The organism is Mycobacterium sp. (assembly GCF_035653355.1).
Classification (GTDB): Bacteria; Actinomycetota; Actinomycetes; order Mycobacteriales; family Mycobacteriaceae; genus Mycobacterium.
The window spans coordinates 1-19,721 of sequence record NZ_DASRBZ010000688.1 but is presented as its reverse complement, the minus strand read 5'-3'; the positions used below and the strand labels follow the sequence as shown (position 1 = coordinate 19,721).

The following is a 19,721-nucleotide window of genomic DNA, read 5'->3' as shown; positions in this document are numbered from 1 at the left end:
CTTTCAACGGCGTCGAGCTGACGCCCCCACAGGTCGACGACCTGCTCGATCTGGGCGTTGGGCTCCCGGGTCTGCAAATGCTCGACGGCGCGCGTGTAGTACTCGCGCTGGATGTCCAGCGCACTGGCCTGCCGCCCGCCGGCCAGCCGCACCGGGCGCCGACCGGTGATGTCGTGGCTGACCTCGCGGATCGCACGGATGGGGTTGTCGAGCGAGAAGTCGCGGAACGCCACCCCGGCTTCGATCATCTCCAGCACCAGCGCCGCGGTACCCACCTTGAGCATGGTGGTGGTCTCGCACATGTTGGAGTCGCCGACGATGACGTGCAGGCGCCGGTACTTTTCGGCGTCGGCATGCGGCTCGTCGCGGGTGTTGATGATCGGGCGTGATCGGGTCGTTGCGCTTGAGACGCCCTCCCAGATGTGCTCGGCGCGCTGACTCAGGCAGAAGGTGGCGGCCTTGGGCGTTTGCAGCACTTTCCCGGCTCCGCAGATCAGCTGGCGGGTCACCAGGAACGGCAGCAGCACGTCGGAGATCCGCGAAAACTCGCCGGCCCGCACGATCAGGTAGTTCTCGTGGCAGCCGTAGGAGTTGCCGGCCGAGTCGGTGTTGTTCTTGAACAGGTAAATGTCGCCGCCGATGCCCTCGTCGGCCAGCCGCTGCTCGGCGTCAATCAGCAGGTCTTCCAGCACCCGCTCGCCGGCGCGGTCGTGGGTGACCAGCTGCACCAGGTTGTCGCACTCGGCGGTCGCATACTCCGGATGGCTGCCCACGTCGAGGTAGAGCCGCGCGCCGTTGCGCAGGAACACGTTCGAGCTGCGACCCCACGACACCACCCGGCGAAACAGGTAACGGGCCACCTCGTCGGGAGACAGACGCCGGTGGCCGTGAAATGTGCAGGTGACACCGAATTCGGTCTCGATGCCCATGATTCGCCGCTGCACGATTCGAGCGTACTGGTTAAACGCGCAAAGGGTGTGGAAGCCCCGCTGTGGATGATGTAGGCGGCCCTGCTGCGCCGGCTCATCGACGGCTGCCGGTCGTGGTCGCAGAATCCGCTGATCCTCGGTGACCCGGTTCGGCGGCCACGGCAGGTACGACCACCAGGCCGCGTAGTTCGTCCTAACGTCACTCGACGTCAAGGCCCGCTTTACCGGCGTTCCAATACCGCTTCGGTAAAGTCGACAGTGCCAGTTGCCCGTCAGGGAGGTGCTTGTAGTCCGGTGGATAGACCCAGGGCCGCGGAGCATCCGCGGCCGGACCACGTCATTGCCCACATCAGCGACACCCACCTGGTAGCCGGCGACGACGACCTGTATGGACACGTCGACGCCGACGCCCGATTTTCCGAGCTGCTTCAGCGGCTCGATGCCTCCAAAACCCGTCCCGACGCGTTGATCTTCACTGGCGACCTGGCCGACACCGGCCAGCCGGACGCCTACCGCAAGTTGCGCGAACTCGTCGAGCCGTTGGCCGATCGCCTTGGCGCTCAAATTATTTGGGTGATGGGCAACCACGACAATCGAGCCGCGCTGCGCCAACACCTGTTGCGTGAGAGCCCGACGATGGCGCCGATAGACCGGGTGCACGACATCGCCGGATTGCGTGTGATCGTGCTGGACACATCGGTTCCCGGCCACCACCACGGGAAGATCGCACCCCAGCAGTTGCGGTGGCTGGCCGACCAGCTGGCCGACCCCGCTCCCTTCGGCACCATCCTCGCCATGCACCACCCGCCCATCCCGTGCATGCAGGATCTCGCCGTGATGGTGGAACTGCGCGACCAGACACCGCTGGCCGACGTTGTCCGCGGCACCGACGTGCGCAGCATCCTGGCCGGACACCTCCACTACTCCACCGCAGCCACGTTCGCCGGCATCCCGGTGTCGGTGGCCTCGGCCAGCTGTTACACCCAAGATCTGCTGACCCCGGGAACCCGTGGCCGTGACGGCGCACAAGCGTTCAATCTGGTGCACTGTTACCCAGACACGGTCGTGCACACTGTCATTCCGCTGGCCGCCGGTCCCACCGTGGGGCGGTTCGTCCCGCCGGACACTGTTCAGCGTGAACTCAGCGACGCTGAGGTGAGCATCCTGCCGGCCACCCGAATACCCCGCATCCCACCGCAATTGGCGCACCGCAGGTGATTCCCAGCGGACGGTGATCAACGCACCCGCCCGCTGGGTGGTCTCACTCGTCGGCGACGGCGCGCTCCCACGGTGCGGGCACCGGGAAGTAGCTTTCGAGAAACTCGCCGACCACACGAGCCCGCTCCTGCGCGCTCACCTCGGGGAAGCTGCCGTCATTGAGGCAGAAGAAGTCGAACTTGCGCTTCTTCAGCAGCTTCGGCAGTTTCGCCAGCCCTGACCGCAAGGTGGTGTCCACGTAGAGCACCTTCGCCGCCTCGTTCTGCACCGCCCGCCCGGTCATCAGGGCGTAGTAGTGGTACAGCGAGTTGGTCACCGAAATGTCGGTGCTGGACCGGAAACGGCTCGCCTGAGTTCGGGCAAAGTCTTGCGGGAACGCGCGCTCGAGCTCGAACAGCACGCTCTTGCGCAACGGAGCAGCGGTGTGCTCCAGGTGGCGGGTGATGATCTTGCCGAACCTATCCCACAACAGTTGCCGATTGACCCGTGCCGCGTTTTCGAAGCCGCTGCGCTCGGGGTGGTTGGCCCCCAGGCCGATTCGGGTTCCGGCTTCGATGAACTTGGTGACCCCACCCGGGGAGAAGAACATCGCCGGCGACAGCGGCCGCCCGAAGAACATGTCGTCATTGGAGTACAGGAAATGTTCAGCCAGGCCGGGGATGTGGTGCAGTTGGGTTTCCACCGCGTGGCTGTTGTACACCGGCAGCGCGGAAAGGTCGGTGAAGTGCTCCTCGGCGCGCACGATGGTGATCTTCGGGTGGGGGGCCAGCCACTGCGGTACCGGCGAGTCGGTCGCGATGAAGATGCGGCGCACCCACGGCGCGAATGCGTGCACCGACCGCAGGGCGTACTTGAGCTCGTCGATGTGACGGATCCGCGCGTCGGCGTCGTCGCCTTCCCCGACGAGGTGATTGGCCATCGCCGCCGCCCGGCGCGCCCGGAACTCCGGGTCGTTGCCGTCCACCCAGGAGAACACCATGTCGATGTCGAACGTGATGTCCCCGGCGTGCGGGGTGAACATCCCGGCGATTGTCGGCCACGTCCGGCCGTGCAGTTCGACTTCTGTGTACTCAACTTCGCTGAGCGCCAACGTCTTGCGGGTCAGTGAGTTCTCGATCGGACAGACCGCCTGCTGTCCGTCGAACACCCAGAACTGCAGTTCTACGCCGGCGGAGGCGCCGTAACGCATGCCCGAGCGCGGACATTCGCGCCGGCGGAATATCCGCAGCAGCCGCGGATCAGGTGCGACCGAGAGCAGCCCGTCACCGAGATACACAGAGCGGCATCCAGTTCCGTCGAGAACCTTGGCGCGCAGCGGCGCGTCCAGGCAGGCCGCCATCAAAGCGTCGGCGACCCGGGCGCGCAGAGCAATATCAACCACGAGTGCGGGGCGCCCGTCGGCACCGCGGATGAGCAAGAACGGAATACCTGCGCGCTCCAGCTCGCGGCGGATGTACAGCAAGTCCTGCTGCATAGCCTCATACGGAGTCAGGCGCAGCCCATCGGCTGAGCCGACGACGTGGACGTCGATCGTGCTGGTCATGGGAACACCGCCTTCCGTACTTGATCCCGGCCAAAACATGCACACAGAGGGACACGCAGATGCGGTCCAGCGGCGACATTGCCCTCACACGTTGAGCTTTGGCACTGGCCGACGTATGCCCGCGGATGCGGGAAAGCCACTTGGGACCACCCCTTAAGCCGGGGAGATCTGTCCTGATCTTGGGCGTCTCTCGACGTCGTCAGATCAGTGGCCTATGTTCGTCCAGGAGCCTCGCCTAACGAGGTGCTCCCGCAAGGTAGCACCGATTTCAGCGTTCGGCAACACTGTCCGGGATGCGGCCAAAGCCGTTGCTGTTGTTGGGGTCCCGCGTCGGGGGTGGACCGAGCGCTAGCGCGCGGCCAGCCGTAACCGCACGGCCATCAGGATGACGCCGAGCGCGTTTCCGCCGGGAATGTCGCAGTGCTGGTCGCACCGGCACGATCCCCACACCTGGTCATGCCAGGTGTTTCCTTCCACCAGCAGTACGCCGTGGGTGTCCAGTAGCTGGCGGGCCAGGTCGGAATTGTGGTCGAACTTGGCGCTGACGACCTCGTCCATCACCGCGAATTTGCCTCCGCCTTCCCAGCCCTCGACCAGCGGCGCGGCACGGCCGATCTGCTTGGCGCGTGCCGGATCGTCGGTGTCGCGGATGGCCGCCACCGCGGCCGGGTCGCGTGTTTTCGCGGCGGCGAAGGCATGTTCACTGGTCGGATACAGCCAACCTCGATGCGGCGTGGGCGCGGGCGCGAAGTTCGACAAGAACAGGTATGGCCCCGCGAAGGAGTCGATCACCGGGATATGCAGCGCGCTCATCTGGCGACCTCCGCAGCTTGCAATCCTGTCTTGTGGGCCAAGCTACGCGACCGGTCGAATACGCATCACGCCGCGTGCGCGACCTTCGATCGGTGGGTTATTTCGACGACTTGCCGTCAGCTGAGCCGGAAGCCTCGGGTTTGGGCAGCAGCGATTCCAGCGCCGCGCCGGTGATCCGCCGAAACGCCCGCCGCGGCCGGTTCTGGTCGAGGATCGCGACTTCCAGGCTCGACACACCCAGGGCCGGCTGGTCGCCGGAGCCGTTGCCGCTGCCCGCGCGCAGCGCCTCGACGGCGATCCGCACCGCGTCGGCCAAGTCGGCATTTTCGGCGTAGGAATCCTTGAGTGCGTTGGCGATCGGCTCGGTGGTGCCGCCCATGACGACGTAGTGCGGCTCGTCGTTGATCGATCCGTCGTAGGTGATCCGGTACAGCTCAGGGGGTTTGGACTCGCCGTAGTGAGCCACCTCGGCCACGCAGAGCTCGACCTCGTAGGGCTTGGCCTGCTCGGTGAAGATGGTGCCCAGGGTCTGGGCGTAGACGTTGGCCAGCTGGCGGCCCGTGACGTCGCGGCGGTCGTAGGCATAGCCGCGGGTGTCGGCGAATTGGATGCCGCCGCGGCGCAGGTTGTCGAATTCGTTGAACTTGCCGGCGGCTGCGAAGCCGACCCGGTCGTAGAGCTCGCTGATTTTCTGCAGTGAGCGCGACGGGTTTTCGGCGACGAACAACACGCCGCCGGCGTAGGCCAGCGCCACCACGCTGCGTCCCCGCGCGATGCCCTTGCGCGCAAGCTCGCTGCGCTCGCGCATCGCCTGCTCGGGCGAAATGAAATACGGGAAGCTCACTTCTCACCCGCTTGCGCGTCCGGGCCGAAGGTATCGGCGCGCGACCGGTTTTCGATGACCTCGCGGGCCAGTTCGGCGATGCGCTCCTCGGGCACGTCGACGGCGCCGTCGGGTCCGATGCTGACCGCCGTGGGGAAGATGCCGCGTACCAGGTCCGGGCCGCCGGTGGCGGAGTCGTCGTCAGCGGCGTCGTAGAGCGCCTCGACGGCCACCCGCAGCGCCGAATCGGCGTCGGTCACTTGCGAGTACAGCTTTTTCATCGATGACTTGGCGAAGATCGAGCCCGAGCCCACCGCCTGATAGCCCTCTTCCTCGATGTTCCAGCCGCCGGCGGCGTCGAATGACACGATGCGGCCCGCCTTCTCTGGATCCGGGTCGTCGATGTCGAACCCGGCCAGCAGCGGCAGTGCGACCAGCCCCTGCATCGCGGCGCCGAGATTGCCTCGGACCATGATCGCCAGCCGGTTGACTTTGCCGGCGAAGGTCAGCGGCACACCCTCGAGCTTTTCGTAGTGCTCGAGCTCGACGGCGTAAAGCCGAGCGAACTCGACGGCGATGGCCGCGGTGCCGGCGATGCCGGTCGCGGTGTAGTCGTCGGTGATGTACACCTTCTTGATGTCGCGCCCGGCGATCATGTTGCCCTGGGTGGAGCGCCGGTCGCCGGCCATGACGACACCACCGGGGTATTTCAGCGCGACGATCGTTGTCCCGTGCGGCAGCTGGCCGCCGGCCCCGAGCGGCTCGGCGCCGCCCGCGGACACCGGCAACAGTTCCGGCGCCTGGCGGCGCAGGAAGTCGGCGAACGAGGACAGATCTACAGGGCTGGCGGGGACTCCGGGAAGTGCTGAATTAGTGACCAGGCGATCGCGGAACGGCCAGGTCACTGTCCGCCCTTTTGGACGTACGCGCGCACGAAGTCCTCGGCGTTCTCCTCCAGAACGTCGTCGATCTCGTCGAGCAGATCGTCGGTTTCCTCGGTCAGCTTTTCGCGACGCTCCTGGCCCGCGGCGTTGCTGCCGGTGAGGTCGTCGCCATCGCCGCCGCCACCGCCACGCTTGGTCTGCTCCTGAGCCATCGCTGCCTCCTGCTTCGTCATCGGCGCCGCATCACGCCGGCGCCGGTTCCTCTACCCTACCGGTCCACACCGACCTTTCCCCGGGCTTGAGCTCCATTGTCCGGCTTCTCCTCAGGCCTTGAGGCCTGCATCGGCGCCGGACGAAGCCTGATAGTCCGGCTTCTCCTCAGGCCTTGAGGCCTGCATCGGCGCCGGACGGAGCTCACGTCGTCAGTTGTTCCACCAGTTCGACGGCACTGTCGACAGAATCCAGCAGCGCCCCGACGTGCGCCTTGCTGCCCCGCAACGGCTCCAGCGTGGGAATCCGCACCAGCGAGTCACCGCCGAGGTCGAAGATCACCGAGTCCCAGCTGGCGGCGGCGATGTCGGCGCCGAACCGGCGCAGGCACTCGCCGCGGAAGTAGGCGCGGGTGTCGGTGGGCGGGTTCTCCACCGCGTTGAGCACCTGTTGTTCGGTGACCAGCCGCTTCATCGAGCCACGGGCGACCAGCCGGTTGTAGAGGCCCTTGTCCAACCGGACGTCGGAGTACTGCAGGTCGACCAGATGCAACCGGGGCGCCGACCAGCTGAGGTTTTCCCGTTGGCGGAACCCTTCGAGCAGGCGCAGCTTGGCCGGCCAGTCCAGCAGCTCGGCGCACTCCATCGGGTCGCGCTCGAGCAGGTCGAGGACGTGCGCCCAGGTTTCCACGATGTCGTTGGCACGAGGGTCGGAGTCACGGGAGTCGACCAGCTTGGCCACTCGGTCCAGGTAAATCCGTTGCAGGGCAAGCCCGGTCAGTTCGCGGCCGTCGGCGAGCGCGACCGTGGCCCGTAGCGACGGGTCACGGCTGATGGTGTGTACGGCGTGCACCGGACGTGCTAGCGCCAGATCGCTTAAGTCGATGCCCTCTTCGATCAGGTCGAGCACCAGCGCCGTGGTACCGAGTTTCAGATACGTCGACGTCTCGGCGAGGTTGGCATCACCGATGATGACGTGCAGCCGCCGGTATCGGTCGGCGTCGGCGTGCGGCTCGTCGCGGGTGTTGATGATGCCGCGTTTGAGCGTGGTTTCCAGGCCGACCTCGACCTCGATGTAGTCGGCGCGCTGCGCGAGCTGAAAACCGGGTTCGTCTCCGGCGGGGCCGATGCCCACCCGGCCTTGGCCGGTGATTACCTGCCGGGACACCAGGAACGGAGTCAGGCCCACGATGACGGCCGAAAACGGGGTCTGGCGGCTCATCAGGTAGTTCTCGTGCGAGCCGTAAGAGGCGCCCTTGCCGTCGACGTTGTTCTTGTACAGCTGCAGCTTCACCGCGCCCGGCACGCTGGCGACGTGGCGGGCGGCCGCCTCCATCACCCGCTCGCCGGCCTTGTCCCAGATCACGGCGTCTAGTGGGTCGGTGCATTCGGGCGCGGAGTATTCGGGGTGAGCGTGGTCGACGTAGAGCCGCGCCCCGTTGGTCAAGATCATGTTCGCGGCGCCCACTTCGTCGGCGTCGACCACAGGCGGCGGGCCGGCTGAGCGGCTCAGGTCGAACCCGCGGGCATCGCGCAGCGGTGACTCCACCTCGTAGTCCCAGCGGGTGCGCTTGGCGCGCTGAATGCCGGCGGCTGCCGCGTAGGCCAGCACCGCTTGGGTCGAGGTGAGGATCGGGTTCGCGGTCGGGTCCGACGGCGACGAGATGCCGTACTCGACCTCCGTCCCGATAATCCTTTGCATGGCTTAAAGCCTAGGCGACGGCCGATGCGCGGCTAGTCGCGCCGCGAGCGGGCGCAGTTGTACGGCCCTTGCGGCGTGTCGGCGTGCAAACACGCCCGCTCGCGACAAAGGCGACTACAGGTACTGGCCGAGGTTGGACTCGGTGTCGATGGCCCGCGACGCGCTGGAGCTCTTGCCGGTGACCAGCGTGCGGATGTAGACGATCCGCTCGCCCTTCTTGCCCGAGATGCGCGCCCAGTCATCGGGGTTGGTGGTGTTGGGCAGGTCCTCGTTCTCGGCGAACTCGTCGACGATCGAATCCAGCAGATGCTGAATACGCAAGCCCGGCTGACCGGTCTCCAGCACCGACTTGATCGCGTTCTTCTTCGCCCGGTCGACGACGTTTTGGATCATCGCTCCGGAGTTGAAGTCCTTGAAGTACATGACTTCCTTGTCACCGTTGGCGTAGGTGACCTCCAGGAACCGGTTCTCGTCGATCTCGGCGTACATCCGCTCGACGACCTTCTCGATCATCGCTTTGATGCAAGCGGAGCGGTCGCCGCCGAACTCGGCCAGGTCGTCGGCGTGCAGCGGCAGGTCCTCGGTGAGGTACTTGGAGAAGATGTCCTGCGCCGCTTCGGCATCCGGCCGTTCGATCTTGATCTTGACGTCCAGGCGGCCGGGCCGCAGGATCGCCGGGTCGATCATGTCCTCGCGGTTGGAGGCGCCGATCACGATGACGTTCTCCAGCCCCTCGACGCCGTCGATCTCGGACAGCAGCTGCGGGACGACCGTCGTCTCCACGTCGGAGGAAACGCCCGTGCCGCGGGTGCGGAAGATCGAGTCCATCTCGTCGAAGAACACGATCACCGGTGTTCCTTCGGACGCCTTTTCGCGGGCCCGCTGGAAGATCAACCGGATGTGGCGCTCGGTCTCGCCGACGAACTTGTTCAGCAGCTCGGGCCCTTTGATGTTGAGGAAGTACGACTTGGCCTCCTTGGCGTCGTCGCCGCGGACCTCGGCCATCTTCTTGGCCAGCGAGTTGGCCACCGCCTTGGCGATCAGCGTCTTGCCGCAGCCTGGCGGTCCGTAGAGCAGCACACCCTTGGGTGGGCGCAGCGCGTACTCCTTGTAGAGCTCCTTGTGCAGGAACGGCAGCTCGACCGCGTCGCGGATCTGCTCGATCTGGCGGGACAGGCCACCGATGTCGTCGTAGCTGACGTCGGGCACCTCCTCCAGCACGAGGTCTTCGACCTCCGCCTTCGGGATGCGCTCGAACGCATAGCCGGCCTTGGTGTCGACCAGCAGCGAGTCGCCGGGACGCAGCTTGCGTGGCTTCGTGTCGTCGTTGAGCGCGTCCGGGATCCCCTCGGGCAGGTCTTCAGCAACCAGCGGCTCGGCAAGCCAGACGATGCGTTCCTCGTCGGCGTGCCCGACCACCAAGGCCCGGTGACCGTCGGAAAGAATTTCACGCAAGGTGGAAATTTCTCCGACCGATTCGTATGTGCCGGCCTCGACAACCGTCAGGGCTTCATTCAACCGGACGGTTTGGCCCTTCTTAAGGGCGGTGGCGTCAATGTTCGGTGAGCACGTCAGTCGCATTTTCCGGCCGGAGGTGAACACGTCGACGGTGTTGTCGTCATGAGTGGACAGCAGCACGCCGTAACCACTGGGCGGCTGGCCCAGCCGGTCGACTTCCTCGCGCAGCGCCAGCAGCTGCTGGCGGGCTTCCTTCAGGGTTTCCATCAGCTTGGAGTTACGGGCAGCGAGCGAGTCGATACGCGCCTCGAGCTGGTGCACATCACGGGCTCCCCGCACAGTTCCCTGCGACCCCACGGCGTTGTCGAGTTGCTCGCGAAGCAGCGCGGCTTCCCGTCGCAACTCTTCTAATTCGGCGGCGTCGTCGCTGGACAACTCTCGGTCACGAGGGGGTCCGAACATTTCACGCTCTGAGTCACCCATGTTGAGCTCCTTTCGCGGCGCCGGATGTTGGCGCGGCGGATACTTCAACGCTACCGGCGATTTGGCATTCGTGTGGGGATCAAAATTCAACAGATAAGTACCCACTGGTAGCCTTCGCACCGAATCAGGCCGATCGAAAGGACAGCGGAAAGCGTGAAATCCCTAGCCACAGGCTTGGCGGCCGTTGCTGCAATCGGTGCGGCAGCCGCTGGTGTGACCTCGATTGCATCCGTGGCCCCGTCGGCGCCTCACGTGCAGCCGGTCGCCTTCGGCGCGCCGCTGCCGCTTGATCCGGCAGCCGACGTGCCCACCCCCGACCAACTGGTGAGCGTTCTGAACGGCCTGCAGAATCCCAACATTCCGTTTGCGAGCAAGAGCAATCTGGTCGAAGGCGGCGTCGGCGGAGTCGAAGGCCGCATCGCCGACCGGAAGCTGCAAAAAGCGGCTCAAAACGGATCCCTTCCGCTGTCGTTCACCGTCGCGAACATCGCGCCGGCAGGTCCCGGCGCCGCCTCGGCGGATATCACTGCCTCTGGTCCGAACCTTGCGCCGACCACCCAAAACATCACGTTCGTCAACCAGGGCACCTGGAAGCTGTCCCGTAGTTCGGCGATGTCGCTGCTGCAGGCCGTGCAGGCCTCCGGCTGACCGCTGCTGGATGGATGCGCCGGCAGCTCGTCGTCGCCTTGAGTGCCGCCACTGTTGTGGCGGCACTTGGGCTATCAGGGTGCTCGCATAGCGAGCACGGCTCTGCCCCGTCGTCATCAGCTGCGGCGTCGTCATCTGTTGCATCGACAGCTGTGGCGCCGAATCCCGCGCCCACTCCGCAGACTCCGCCGCTCCCCCCAGCACAGGCGCTCACCGACGTGCTGTACCGGCTGGCCGACCCCGCGGTGCCGGGCAACCAAAAGCTCGATCTGGTTGAAAGCGCGACACCGGATAACGCCGCGGCTCTGGAAAAGTTCGCCACCGCGTTGGTCGACGGCGGCTATGCGCCGGTGACGTTCAATGCGACCGACATCGCCTGGTCGGACAAGGATCCGGCCGATGTGGTGGCCACCGTCAACGTGACCTCACCGAATCGGGACGCTCCGGGGTTTTCGTTTCCGATGGAGTTCAAGCCCTATCCAGGTGGCTGGCAGTTGTCGCATCAGACGGCCGACATGCTGCTCGGTTTCGGGAACTCGCAGACCGGTACGCCGCCGCCTACGCCGACGCCGACGCCGTAACCAACTGGTATGTGGATCGGCTGGCTCGAGTTCGACGTGCTGCTCGGCGACGTGCGCTCCCTCAAGCAGAAGCGCTCGGTGATCCGGCCGCTTGTGGCCGAACTGCAGCGCAAGCTCAGCGTGTCAGCCGCCGAGACCGGGTCGCACGATCTGTACCGGCGGGCCGGCATTGGTGTGGCCCTGGTGTCGGGCGATCGCGGCCATACCGTCGAGGTACTCGACGCCGCTGAACGCTTGGTGGCCGCACACCCGGAGTTCGAGTTGTTGTCGGTGCGCCGGGGTCTGCAGCGCAGCGACGACGACTGACCAGTTGCTTACAGCTGCCGCTTGCGGCGCAAGACCGTGGGCGTGGTGGTTCCCGGGGCAAGCCGGCGCGCGCAGACCAGAAACGCGGTGTGGCCGCGCATGGTGTGCTCCGGCCGGACCGCCAGGCCCACGACGTTCCAGCCGCGTTGCAGCGTCTCCCACGCTCGCGGCTCGGTCCAGCACTGCTGTTGCCGCAATGTCTCCACGGTCTTCGACAGCTGGGTGACGGTGGCCACGTAGATCATCAGCACACCACCGGCGATTAGCACCTGCGACACAGCATCCAGTACGTCCCACGGCGCGAGCATGTCGAGCACCACGCGGTCCACGGCGCCGGCGGGTAAATCGCAGTCCGCGAGGTCGGCGATGACCAGTTGCCAGTTGTCCGGCCGGCCTCCGTAGAACGTCTCGACATTGCGGCGGGCATGCTCGGCGTGGTCGGCGCGCACCTCGTAGGAGATCACCTGCCCGTGCGGCCCGACCGCCCGCAACAGTGAGCAGGTCAGTGCGCCGGATCCGGCGCCGGCTTCCAATACCCGGGCGCCGGGGAAGATGTCGCCCTCATGCACGATCTGCGCGGCGTCTTTGGGATAGACCACCTGGGCACCGCGTGGCATCGACATCACGTAGTCCACGAGCAGCGGGCGCAGCGCCAAGAAGTCGTCGCCGTTGCTGGATTTCACGACGCTGCCCTCCGGCAGGCCGATCACCGCGTCGTGCGCGATTGCGCCGCGGTGGGTGTGGAACTCGGCGCCCTCGGTGAGCAGCACCGTGTAGCGGCGACCCTTGGTGTCGGTTAGCTGGACACGGTCGCCCACAGCGAACGGGCCGGTTGCGGACACAGTCGTCTAGCGTGCCAGCACACACGCCATAACCGGTGCGGGGGGTTCGTCGCGTTGGGGCAGTGCGTCCGCATCATGTGCGCGGGGCGGCGCCGCCGGCGATGAGCGCATCCGCGACGCGCTTGGCGTGATCGGCCGGGATGGCGAAACCCAAACCGGTGGAACCGATTCGGCCCTGGCCGCTGTCATCGCCCACCACCGCGATCGCACAGTTGACCCCGACGAGCGCGCCGGTCATATCGACCAGGGCGCCGCCGGAGCTTCCGGGGTTCATCGCAGCGTCGGTTTGGATGGCGTCGGGTACGTCGATCCGGTCGCTGCCACCACTGCGGCTGGGCAGCCGGCGGTGCAACGCGCTGATGATGCCGGTGCTCACTGTGTCGGTCAGTCCCAGGGGTGATCCCACCGCCACGACGGTTTGGCCGACGTGAAGCTGCGCCGACGAGCCGAAGGTGATGGGGGTAAGCCCCGAGACACCGTGCGCTCGAACCACTGCGAGGTCACTGGCCGGATCGCTGGCCACCACACTAACGGGTACGACGCGGCCGTCCGCGAGTGTCGCGACGGTGCGTGTCTCAGCCGCGCCGTTGGGGTCGGCATCTGGAGCCGACACCACGTGGTCGTTGGTCAGAATCAGCCCGTCCGGGCTCAGCACAATGCCTGAGCCAGTGGTGAATTCAGCGCCCGCATCGGTTTGCAACTTCACCACGGCCGGCACGACTTTTGCCGCAACCTGCTCCACTTGCGCCACTGCCGAGGCAGCCGGTGCCTGACTGGCGGCCAGTGTGCTGGCGTCGGTGAGCCGCAACCGGTTAACCGCTGTTGCCGCGCCCGCCCCGATGCCGGCCGAGATCACGGCTACCGCTGCCATTGCCGTCAATGCGCGGATATGTGGTTTGGCGACCGGGTCACGCCGGCGGGACTGCCGGTGAATGCCTTTGTGGTGGCGCGGCTCGTGCACGGCGCCGTCCGAGCCGGGCAGGCTCAAGGGCACGCGGCCCTGATGAGTATGCCCGACGGCACGCACGTGCCTGGCCTGAGTCATCGGTTGACGATCCTTTGTGAAGTCAATTGCTTGTGGCTGGCATAGCGAGCGCCTTCCACCCACGGATGCAACTTTCCCTGTTTGCGCGGTCAGCAAACCTTGTGGCCGACCCGACGAGGTCCCGAACCGCATCAGTGGCTCTCCCTAATCCGTTTGGACACAGACATCGGTGTGGTAGCGGGTTTTTGTCGGTCCTTTGTGATTGCATCAGGCCATGACATCGACGTGCGCCGGTGCGCCTGCTGCGTCCGCGGAAGCGGTGCGGCCGGCGTTGTCACCGTCACGGGCGGCCGACTTCAAACAGTGCCCTCTGCTGTATCGGTTCCGCGCGATCGACCGGTTGCCGGAGCCGCCGTCGACAGCCCAGTTGCGGGGATCGGTGGTCCATACCGCACTCGAACAGCTCTATGCCTTGCCGCCGCTGCAGCGTGACCGTGACACCGCGCTGGCGCTGGTGGCGCCGGCCTGGGAGCAGATGGTCGCCGAGGAGCCCGGGTTGGCCAACGCCCTTGGCCCGGAGCAGCTGGCCGAATTGCTCGACGAGGCCCGCGCGTTGTTGTCCGGGTACTACCGGCTGGAGGACCCGACCCGGTTCGATCCGCAAAGCTGCGAGCAGCGCGTCGAGGTAGAGCTGGCCGACGGCACGCTGCTGCGTGGCTATATCGACCGCATCGACGTCGCACCGACTGGTGAGCTGCGGGTGGTCGACTACAAGACGGGCAAGGCGCCGCCGGCGGCGCGCGCACTCGCGGAATTCAAAGCCTTATTTCAGATGAAGTTCTATGCGGTGGCACTGCTGCGGTCGCGCGGTGTGCTGCCCACCCGGCTGCGGCTCATCTACTTGGCCGACGGTGAGCTGCTCGACTACTCCCCCGAGCACGAGGAGCTGCTGCGCTTCGAGAAGACGCTGATGGCGATCTGGCGGGCGATCCAATCCGCTGGGGCCACTGGCGATTTCCGGTCCAGGCCGTCGCGGCTGTGCGATTGGTGCCCGCACCAGCAGCGCTGCCCGGCTTTCGGGGGGACGCCGCCGCCCTATCCGGGCTGGCCCGCTGACCAGCGCCCGGAGCCGGCCGCGGTCAGAGGCGGCGACGGCGCTGAAATGGTTTGCTAGAGAACCGCTGTCATTACCGCAACGGCAAGCCCGCCCAGCACCGCGACGGTGTCTTCGAGCAGCGCCACTGAGCGGTCGTGGCCGCCGGTGGCACCGACCAATCGGATACGTGCCTCGTAGCCGCCGAGGGTGCCGAGCACCGCGCCGAGGGCACCCGCGCCGAGCCCGCTCCAGGTGTACCCCCATGCGGTGCCGATAACCGCACCGGCGAACGCGCCCAGCAGGATTCGCGCGATGAACGAGGCGGCGGCGGTGCGGCTCGGGGTCATCGGGAGTTTGTCGGTGACGAGCTCGATAACCGCAAGGATGGTGAGGATGGCGACCGTCACCGAGTGAGCCACCCAAGACGCCCACGTCCCCTCGAGGTTGATCCAGTCGAGCAGCGCGGCCCATGCGACCACCGCGGGAGCTGTCAGGGCACGTAATCCGGCGACGACGCCGATCAGCAATGCGAACAGCAGCACAAGGGAGTGCGTCACGGCGATCCTCCTGGCACGGGGACAGTCCGGCACGCTAACACAGCGGCGGCGCGGATACCCCGACGTGATCAGAATCGGCAGAAACGGATGTCGGAAGCCAGGATCGCCTTGGCTCCGATCGCGGCTAGCTCGTCCATGATCGCATTGACGTCGCGCCGCGGTACCAGTGCGCGCACCGCTACCCAGTCGGGGTCGGCCAGCGGCGCGATAGTCGGTGACTCCAACCCCGGTGTGATCGAGGTGGCTTGGTCAAGCGCCGAACGCGGACAGTCGTAGTCCAGCATCAGATACTGCTGGCCGAAGACCACGCCCTGGACGCGGGCCACCATCTGGTCGCGGGCCGCAGCGTGGGCAGGGTCCTGGCGGTCGGGGTCGGCTCGTTCGATGAGCACCGCTTCGGAATCACACAGCGGTTCACCGAAGGCCACCAAATCATGCAGTCCCAGCGTGCGACCGGAGCCCACCACGTCGGCGATGGCATCGGCGACTCCCAACTGCACCGAAATCTCCACAGCGCCATCGAGCCGGATCACGGTCGCCTCAATTCCCTTGGCTGCCAAATCCTTTCGTACCAGGTTCGGATAAGCGGTGGCGATCCGAACACCGGCCAAATCCGCGGTCGTCCAGTCGCGACCCGCAGGCGCTGCATACCGGAAGCTGGACGACCCGAAACCCAGCGCCAACCGTTCCCGCACCGGCGCATCGGACTCACGCACCAGGTCCCGGCCGGTGATCCCAAAGTCGAGATCACCGGATCCGACGTAGACCGCAATATCTTTGGGCCGCAAGAAAAAGAACTCGACATTGTTGACGGGGTCCAGGACGGTCAGATCCTTCGGGTCGGTGCGGCGACGGTAGCCGGCTTCCGACAAAATTTCGCTCGCCGGCTCGCTGAGCGCACCCTTGTTGGGCACCGCGACCCGCAGCATCGATGATGCACCGCCGCGGTCAGTCCGCGCCATCACAGCTTCCGGTACACATCGTCGAGGCTGAGTCCACGCGAGATCATCAACACCTGTGTCCAGTAGAGCAACTGGCTGATTTCTTCGGCCAGCGCGTCGTCGGGCTCGTATTCGGCCGCCAGCCACACTTCGCCGGCTTCTTCGAGGATCTTCTTGCCTAGCTCATGGACTCCGCCGTCCAACGCGGCCACTGTGGCGCTGCCGGCCGGTCGGTTGCGGGCACGCTCGCCGAGTTCGGCGAACAGATCCTCGAAAGTCTTCACGGCCAGCGATTGTTTCACGTGCCTGCCAGCAAAGTCACGGCAGTTTGTCGTCGGCTTCAGCGGCGAGCGGGCGCGAAATGCCGGCGTGGACGGCGTGTCTGTGTACAGACACGCCCGCTCGCGCAGGGAAACGGCTCACTCGTGCAACAGCTCGGCGTGCATGTCTTCCAGCGATACCCCTTTGGTCTCCCGGATATATCGCCACACGAAAACAAACGACAACGTGGCGCACAGTGCGTAGAAGCCGTACGCCACGCCGAGCGCTTCGCGCAGCGACGGGAACGTGAACGCGACCGCAAAGTTGGTCAACCACTGGCAGGCGGACGCCAATCCCAGCGCCGCGGCACGGATGCGGTTCGGAAATATCTCGCCCAACAGCACCCAAAGCCCCGGCCCCCAGGACACTGCGAACGCCACGACGAAGACGTTGGCGGCCACCAGTGCTACTACCCCGGAGGCTCCGGTGAGGTGCGGCTTGCCTCCGACGATCGGGACCTGGGTGAAAACCACCGACAGTGTCGCCAACATCACTGCCATGCCCGCGGACCCGGTCAACAGCAGTGGCTTGCGACCGACCTTGTCGATCAGCGCCATGGCGATCAACGTGATCACCACGTTGACGACGGAGGTGGCCACCGCGATGCCGAACGACGCGTTCTCCTTGAACCCCACCGCCTGCCACAGCACGCTGCCGTAGTAGAAGATCACGGTGATGCCGACCAGCTGCTGAAACACCGCCACGCCGAGGCCCACCCACACGATGCCGTACAAGCCGCCGGACGGCTTGCGCAGATCACGCCACGACGGCGGATGGTCTCGTCTCAGCGTCTCCTGAATGCGATTGATCGTGACGTCGACTTCACGCTCGTCGAGCACCATGGAAAGCCCCCGGCGAGCTTCTGGGATTTGTTGGGCGGCAACGAGGTAACGCGGGGATTCCGGGATCCTGAAAGCCAGCGCACCGAAGAGGATCGCCGGGATGGCCTCCGCGAGGAAGGTCCAGCGCCATGCGGCCAAACCCAGCCACAGCTCTTCGCGGGAGCCGCCCGCGATGTGGAACGGCACCCAGTCCACTGCCAGCGCCAGGAAGATGCCGCACACGATGGCGAGCTGCTGCAGCGAGCCCAGCCGACCGCGGATACGCGGGGGCGAAATCTCGGCGATGTAGGCCGGCGACACCACAGATGCGATACCGATGCCGAAGCCACCTACCGCGTGGCACGCCACGAAGATCCAGATGTTGCCGGCCAGCCCGGTGCCCAGCCCGCACACCAAAAACAGCGCGGCCGCAAGCTTCATCATCGACCGCCGACCCATCCGGTCGGCGATCCGGCCCGCGGTAATCGCTCCTGCCGCGGCGCCCAGCAGCCCAGCGCCGGCTGCCAAACCCAGCAGCGCGTTACCGACCCGGAACTGGTCCTGCAGCGCCGCCACTGCCCCGTTCGTTACAGAGACGTCGTAGCCGAAGAACAGTCCGCCGAGCGCAGCGATCGACGCGAACCGTACGGCGGTCCGGACCGACGCTGAGTAAGCCATAGGCGTCAGACGTTGAAGTACTTGGCCTCTGGGTGATGCAGGATGAACGCATCGGTGGACTGCTCAGGATGCAGCTGCATCTCCTCCGACAGGCTCACCCCGATGCGCTCCGGCTGCAGCAGCGCCATGGTCTTGACCCGGTCCTCCAGGTCGGGGCACGCGCCGTAGCCGAACGAGAACCGGGCGCCGCGGTAGCCGAGCTTGAAGTAGTCTTCGACGGCTTCCGGGTCCTCGGAAGACATCGCCCGGTCGCCGGAGAAGCGCAGCTCCTCGCGGATCCGCCGGTGCCAGTACTCGGCCAGCGCCTCGGTGAGCTGCACGCCGATGCCGTGCACCTCGAGGTAGTCGCGGTAGGAGTTGGACGCGAACAGCTCGTTGGCGAACTCGGCGATCGGATCCCCCATTGTCACTAGCTGGAACGGCAGCACATCAACCTGGCCACGTTCGGTGGCCAGCGCCCGTGACCGGACGAAGTCGGCGATACAGAGGAACCGGTCGCGCTGCTGGCGCGGGAAGGTGAACCGGAACCGCTCCGGCGCATCCGGTGTCGGCTCGGTAAGGATGATGACGTCGTCGCGCTCCGAGACCGCCGGGAAGTAGCCGTACACCACCGCGGCGTGAGCTAGCACCCCGTCGGTGGACAGCCGGTCCAGCCAGTAACGCAACCGCGGTCGCCCTTCGGTCTCCACCAGTTCTTCATACGACGGGCCATTGCCGCCGCGCGCGCCCCGCAGACCCCACTGGCCCAGGAACAAAGCACGCTCATCAAGCAGTGCGCTGTATTCGGCCACTGCCAAGCCCTTGACGATCCGCGACCCCCAGAACGGCGGCGTCGGCACCTCGACATCGGCGGCGACGTCGGAGCGCTCAGGTATTTCGATCGGCGCTTCAGCGGCTTTGCGTTGTGCGGCAATGCGCTTCGAGCGCTCGTGGCGGGCCTTGCGCTCGGCTTCCTTTTCCCGGGCGACGATCGCCTCGGGGCTCTCGGTGTCGGGCGCCTCGCCCCGCTTGGCGCTCATGATGGTGTCCATCAACTTGAGGCCCTCGAAAGCGTCGCGCGCGTAATGTACTTCGCCCTCGTAGATGTCTGCGAGGTCGTTTTCGACGTAGCTACGGGTCAACGCCGCACCGCCAAGCAGTACCGGAAACTTCTCGGCCACCCCGCGGGTGTTCATCTCCTCGAGATTTTCCTTCATCACCACGGTGGATTTCACCAGCAGCCCCGACATGCCGACGACATCGGCGCTCTTGTCTTCCGCGACTTCGAGAATGTTGCCGATCGGCTGCTTGATGCCGAGATTGACGACCTCGTAGCCGTTGTTGCTCAAGATGATGTCGACGAGGTTCTTCCCGATGTCGTGCACATCACCTTTAACGGTGGCGAGCACGATGCGGCCCTTGCCTTGGTCGTCGTCGGACTTCTCCATGTGCGGTTCGAGGTAGGCCACCGCAGCTTTCATCACCTCGGCCGACTGCAGCACGAACGGGAGCTGCATCTGACCCGAACCGAACAGCTCCCCGACGGTTTTCATACCGGCCAGCAGGTCCTCGTTGATGATGGCCAGCGGCGGCTTCTGCGTCATCGCCTCGTCGAGATCGGCTTCCAGACCATTGCGTTCACCGTCGACGATGCGCTGAGCCAACCGCTCGAACAGCGGCAGCTTGGCCAGTTCGGCGGCGCGGGATTCCTTCGACGACGCCGCCGACACGCCCTCGAACATGCCCATCAGCTCCTGCAGCGGGTCATAGCCGTCGCGGCGGCGGTCGTAGATCAGATCGAGCGCCACAGCGCGCTGGTCTTCCGGGATCCTGTTGATGGGCAGGATCTTCGAGGCATGCACGATCGCCGAATCCAACCCGGCCTCCTGGCATTCGTGCAGGAA

The 19,721-nt window shown here is 65.9% G+C and carries 20 protein-coding genes and 1 riboswitch; of the genes, 5 read left to right on the top strand and 15 right to left on the bottom strand.

Annotation, left to right across the window (positions count from 1 at the left end):
• Positions 1-944, bottom strand: a 944-nt coding sequence (gene pafA / locus VFA16_RS23675; RefSeq protein WP_324970181.1) for a Pup--protein ligase, incomplete at its 3' end; no start/stop codon positions are given.
• Between the two features lie 279 nt (positions 945-1,223).
• On the opposite strand from pafA, the gene VFA16_RS23670 reads away from it, so the two are divergent.
• The gene (locus VFA16_RS23670; RefSeq protein WP_324970180.1) at positions 1,224-2,147 is read left to right on the top strand and encodes a phosphodiesterase; all 924 of its coding nucleotides are present in this window, start codon (positions 1,224-1,226) and stop codon (positions 2,145-2,147) included.
• 43 nt (positions 2,148-2,190) lie between these two features.
• Here the strand turns inward: VFA16_RS23670 and VFA16_RS23665 are convergent, their stop codons facing one another.
• The 7 genes from VFA16_RS23665 to arc form a co-directional block, all read right to left on the bottom strand.
• Positions 2,191-3,690: a stealth family protein gene (locus VFA16_RS23665; RefSeq protein ID WP_324970179.1), complete on the bottom strand. Its 1,500-nt coding sequence runs from the start codon at positions 3,688-3,690 to the stop codon at positions 2,191-2,193.
• Positions 3,691-3,766: 76 nt separating this feature from the next.
• A riboswitch (M-box (ykoK) riboswitch) is annotated at positions 3,767-3,940 on the bottom strand.
• 98 nt (positions 3,941-4,038) lie between these two features.
• On the bottom strand, positions 4,039-4,503 hold the full coding sequence (locus VFA16_RS23660; protein WP_324970178.1) for an NADAR family protein: 465 nt from the start codon (positions 4,501-4,503) through the stop codon (positions 4,039-4,041).
• Between the two features lie 97 nt (positions 4,504-4,600).
• The gene (gene prcA / locus VFA16_RS23655; protein WP_324970177.1) at positions 4,601-5,347 is read right to left on the bottom strand and encodes a proteasome subunit alpha; all 747 of its coding nucleotides are present in this window, start codon (positions 5,345-5,347) and stop codon (positions 4,601-4,603) included.
• Entirely contained in the window at positions 5,344-6,231 is an 888-nt protein-coding gene (gene prcB, locus VFA16_RS23650) for a proteasome subunit beta (protein WP_324970176.1), read from the bottom strand. Before prcB ends, prcA begins: the two co-directional genes overlap by 4 nt.
• A complete protein-coding gene (locus tag VFA16_RS23645) occupies positions 6,228-6,422 on the bottom strand; it encodes a ubiquitin-like protein Pup (RefSeq protein WP_324970175.1) in 195 nt (64 codons plus the stop codon). The genes prcB and VFA16_RS23645 overlap by 4 nt, the downstream gene beginning before the upstream one ends.
• Positions 6,423-6,624: 202 nt before the next feature.
• Positions 6,625-8,121, bottom strand: a complete 1,497-nt coding sequence (dop, locus tag VFA16_RS23640) for a pup deamidase/depupylase (RefSeq protein WP_324970174.1) — start codon at positions 8,119-8,121, stop codon at positions 6,625-6,627.
• A gap of 114 nt (positions 8,122-8,235) precedes the next feature.
• Entirely contained in the window at positions 8,236-10,062 is a 1,827-nt protein-coding gene (arc, locus tag VFA16_RS23635; protein WP_324970173.1) for a proteasome ATPase, read from the bottom strand.
• Between the two features lie 153 nt (positions 10,063-10,215).
• On the opposite strand from arc, the gene VFA16_RS23630 reads away from it, so the two are divergent.
• From VFA16_RS23630 to VFA16_RS23620, 3 genes are read left to right on the top strand one after another with little or no spacing between them, the layout of a single operon-like run.
• Positions 10,216-10,710: a hypothetical protein gene (locus VFA16_RS23630; RefSeq protein ID WP_414687797.1), complete on the top strand. Its 495-nt coding sequence runs from the start codon at positions 10,216-10,218 to the stop codon at positions 10,708-10,710.
• A 14-nt stretch (positions 10,711-10,724) separates the two neighbouring features.
• Positions 10,725-11,291 carry a hypothetical protein gene (locus VFA16_RS23625; protein WP_414687796.1) on the top strand — a complete coding sequence of 189 codons (567 nt, stop codon included), beginning with the start codon at positions 10,725-10,727 and terminating at the stop codon, positions 11,289-11,291.
• 9 nt (positions 11,292-11,300) lie between these two features.
• The gene (locus VFA16_RS23620) at positions 11,301-11,597 is read left to right on the top strand and encodes a DUF503 domain-containing protein (protein WP_324970171.1); all 297 of its coding nucleotides are present in this window, start codon (positions 11,301-11,303) and stop codon (positions 11,595-11,597) included.
• An 8-nt stretch (positions 11,598-11,605) separates the two neighbouring features.
• Here the strand turns inward: VFA16_RS23620 and trmI are convergent, their stop codons facing one another.
• Positions 11,606-12,439 (bottom strand): tRNA (adenine(58)-N(1))-methyltransferase TrmI, encoded by an 834-nt coding sequence (trmI, locus tag VFA16_RS23615; protein WP_324970170.1) that lies wholly within the window; start codon positions 12,437-12,439, stop codon positions 11,606-11,608.
• 73 nt (positions 12,440-12,512) lie between these two features.
• Positions 12,513-13,484: a S1C family serine protease gene (locus tag VFA16_RS23610; protein WP_324970169.1), complete on the bottom strand. Its 972-nt coding sequence runs from the start codon at positions 13,482-13,484 to the stop codon at positions 12,513-12,515.
• Positions 13,485-13,698: 214 nt separating this feature from the next.
• On the opposite strand from VFA16_RS23610, the gene VFA16_RS23605 reads away from it, so the two are divergent.
• Positions 13,699-14,598: a RecB family exonuclease gene (locus VFA16_RS23605; RefSeq protein WP_324970168.1), complete on the top strand. Its 900-nt coding sequence runs from the start codon at positions 13,699-13,701 to the stop codon at positions 14,596-14,598.
• Here the strand turns inward: VFA16_RS23605 and VFA16_RS23600 are convergent.
• The 5 genes from VFA16_RS23600 to VFA16_RS23580 all read right to left on the bottom strand — a co-directional run.
• Positions 14,595-15,077 carry a DUF4126 family protein gene (locus VFA16_RS23600; RefSeq protein ID WP_324970167.1) on the bottom strand — a complete coding sequence of 161 codons (483 nt, stop codon included), beginning with the start codon at positions 15,075-15,077 and terminating at the stop codon, positions 14,595-14,597. The genes VFA16_RS23605 and VFA16_RS23600 overlap by 4 nt on opposite strands.
• Before the next feature lie 68 nt (positions 15,078-15,145).
• Entirely contained in the window at positions 15,146-16,006 is an 861-nt protein-coding gene (hisG, locus tag VFA16_RS23595; protein WP_324970182.1) for an ATP phosphoribosyltransferase, read from the bottom strand.
• A 32-nt stretch (positions 16,007-16,038) separates the two neighbouring features.
• Positions 16,039-16,320, bottom strand: a complete 282-nt coding sequence (locus VFA16_RS23590; RefSeq protein ID WP_324970166.1) for a phosphoribosyl-ATP diphosphatase — start codon at positions 16,318-16,320, stop codon at positions 16,039-16,041.
• Positions 16,321-16,437: 117 nt separating this feature from the next.
• Positions 16,438-17,838 (bottom strand): sugar porter family MFS transporter, encoded by a 1,401-nt coding sequence (locus VFA16_RS23585; protein ID WP_324970165.1) that lies wholly within the window; start codon positions 17,836-17,838, stop codon positions 16,438-16,440.
• Between the two features lie 5 nt (positions 17,839-17,843).
• On the bottom strand, positions 17,844-19,721 hold a 1,878-nt coding region (locus tag VFA16_RS23580), incomplete at its 5' end, for a vitamin B12 dependent-methionine synthase activation domain-containing protein (protein ID WP_324970164.1).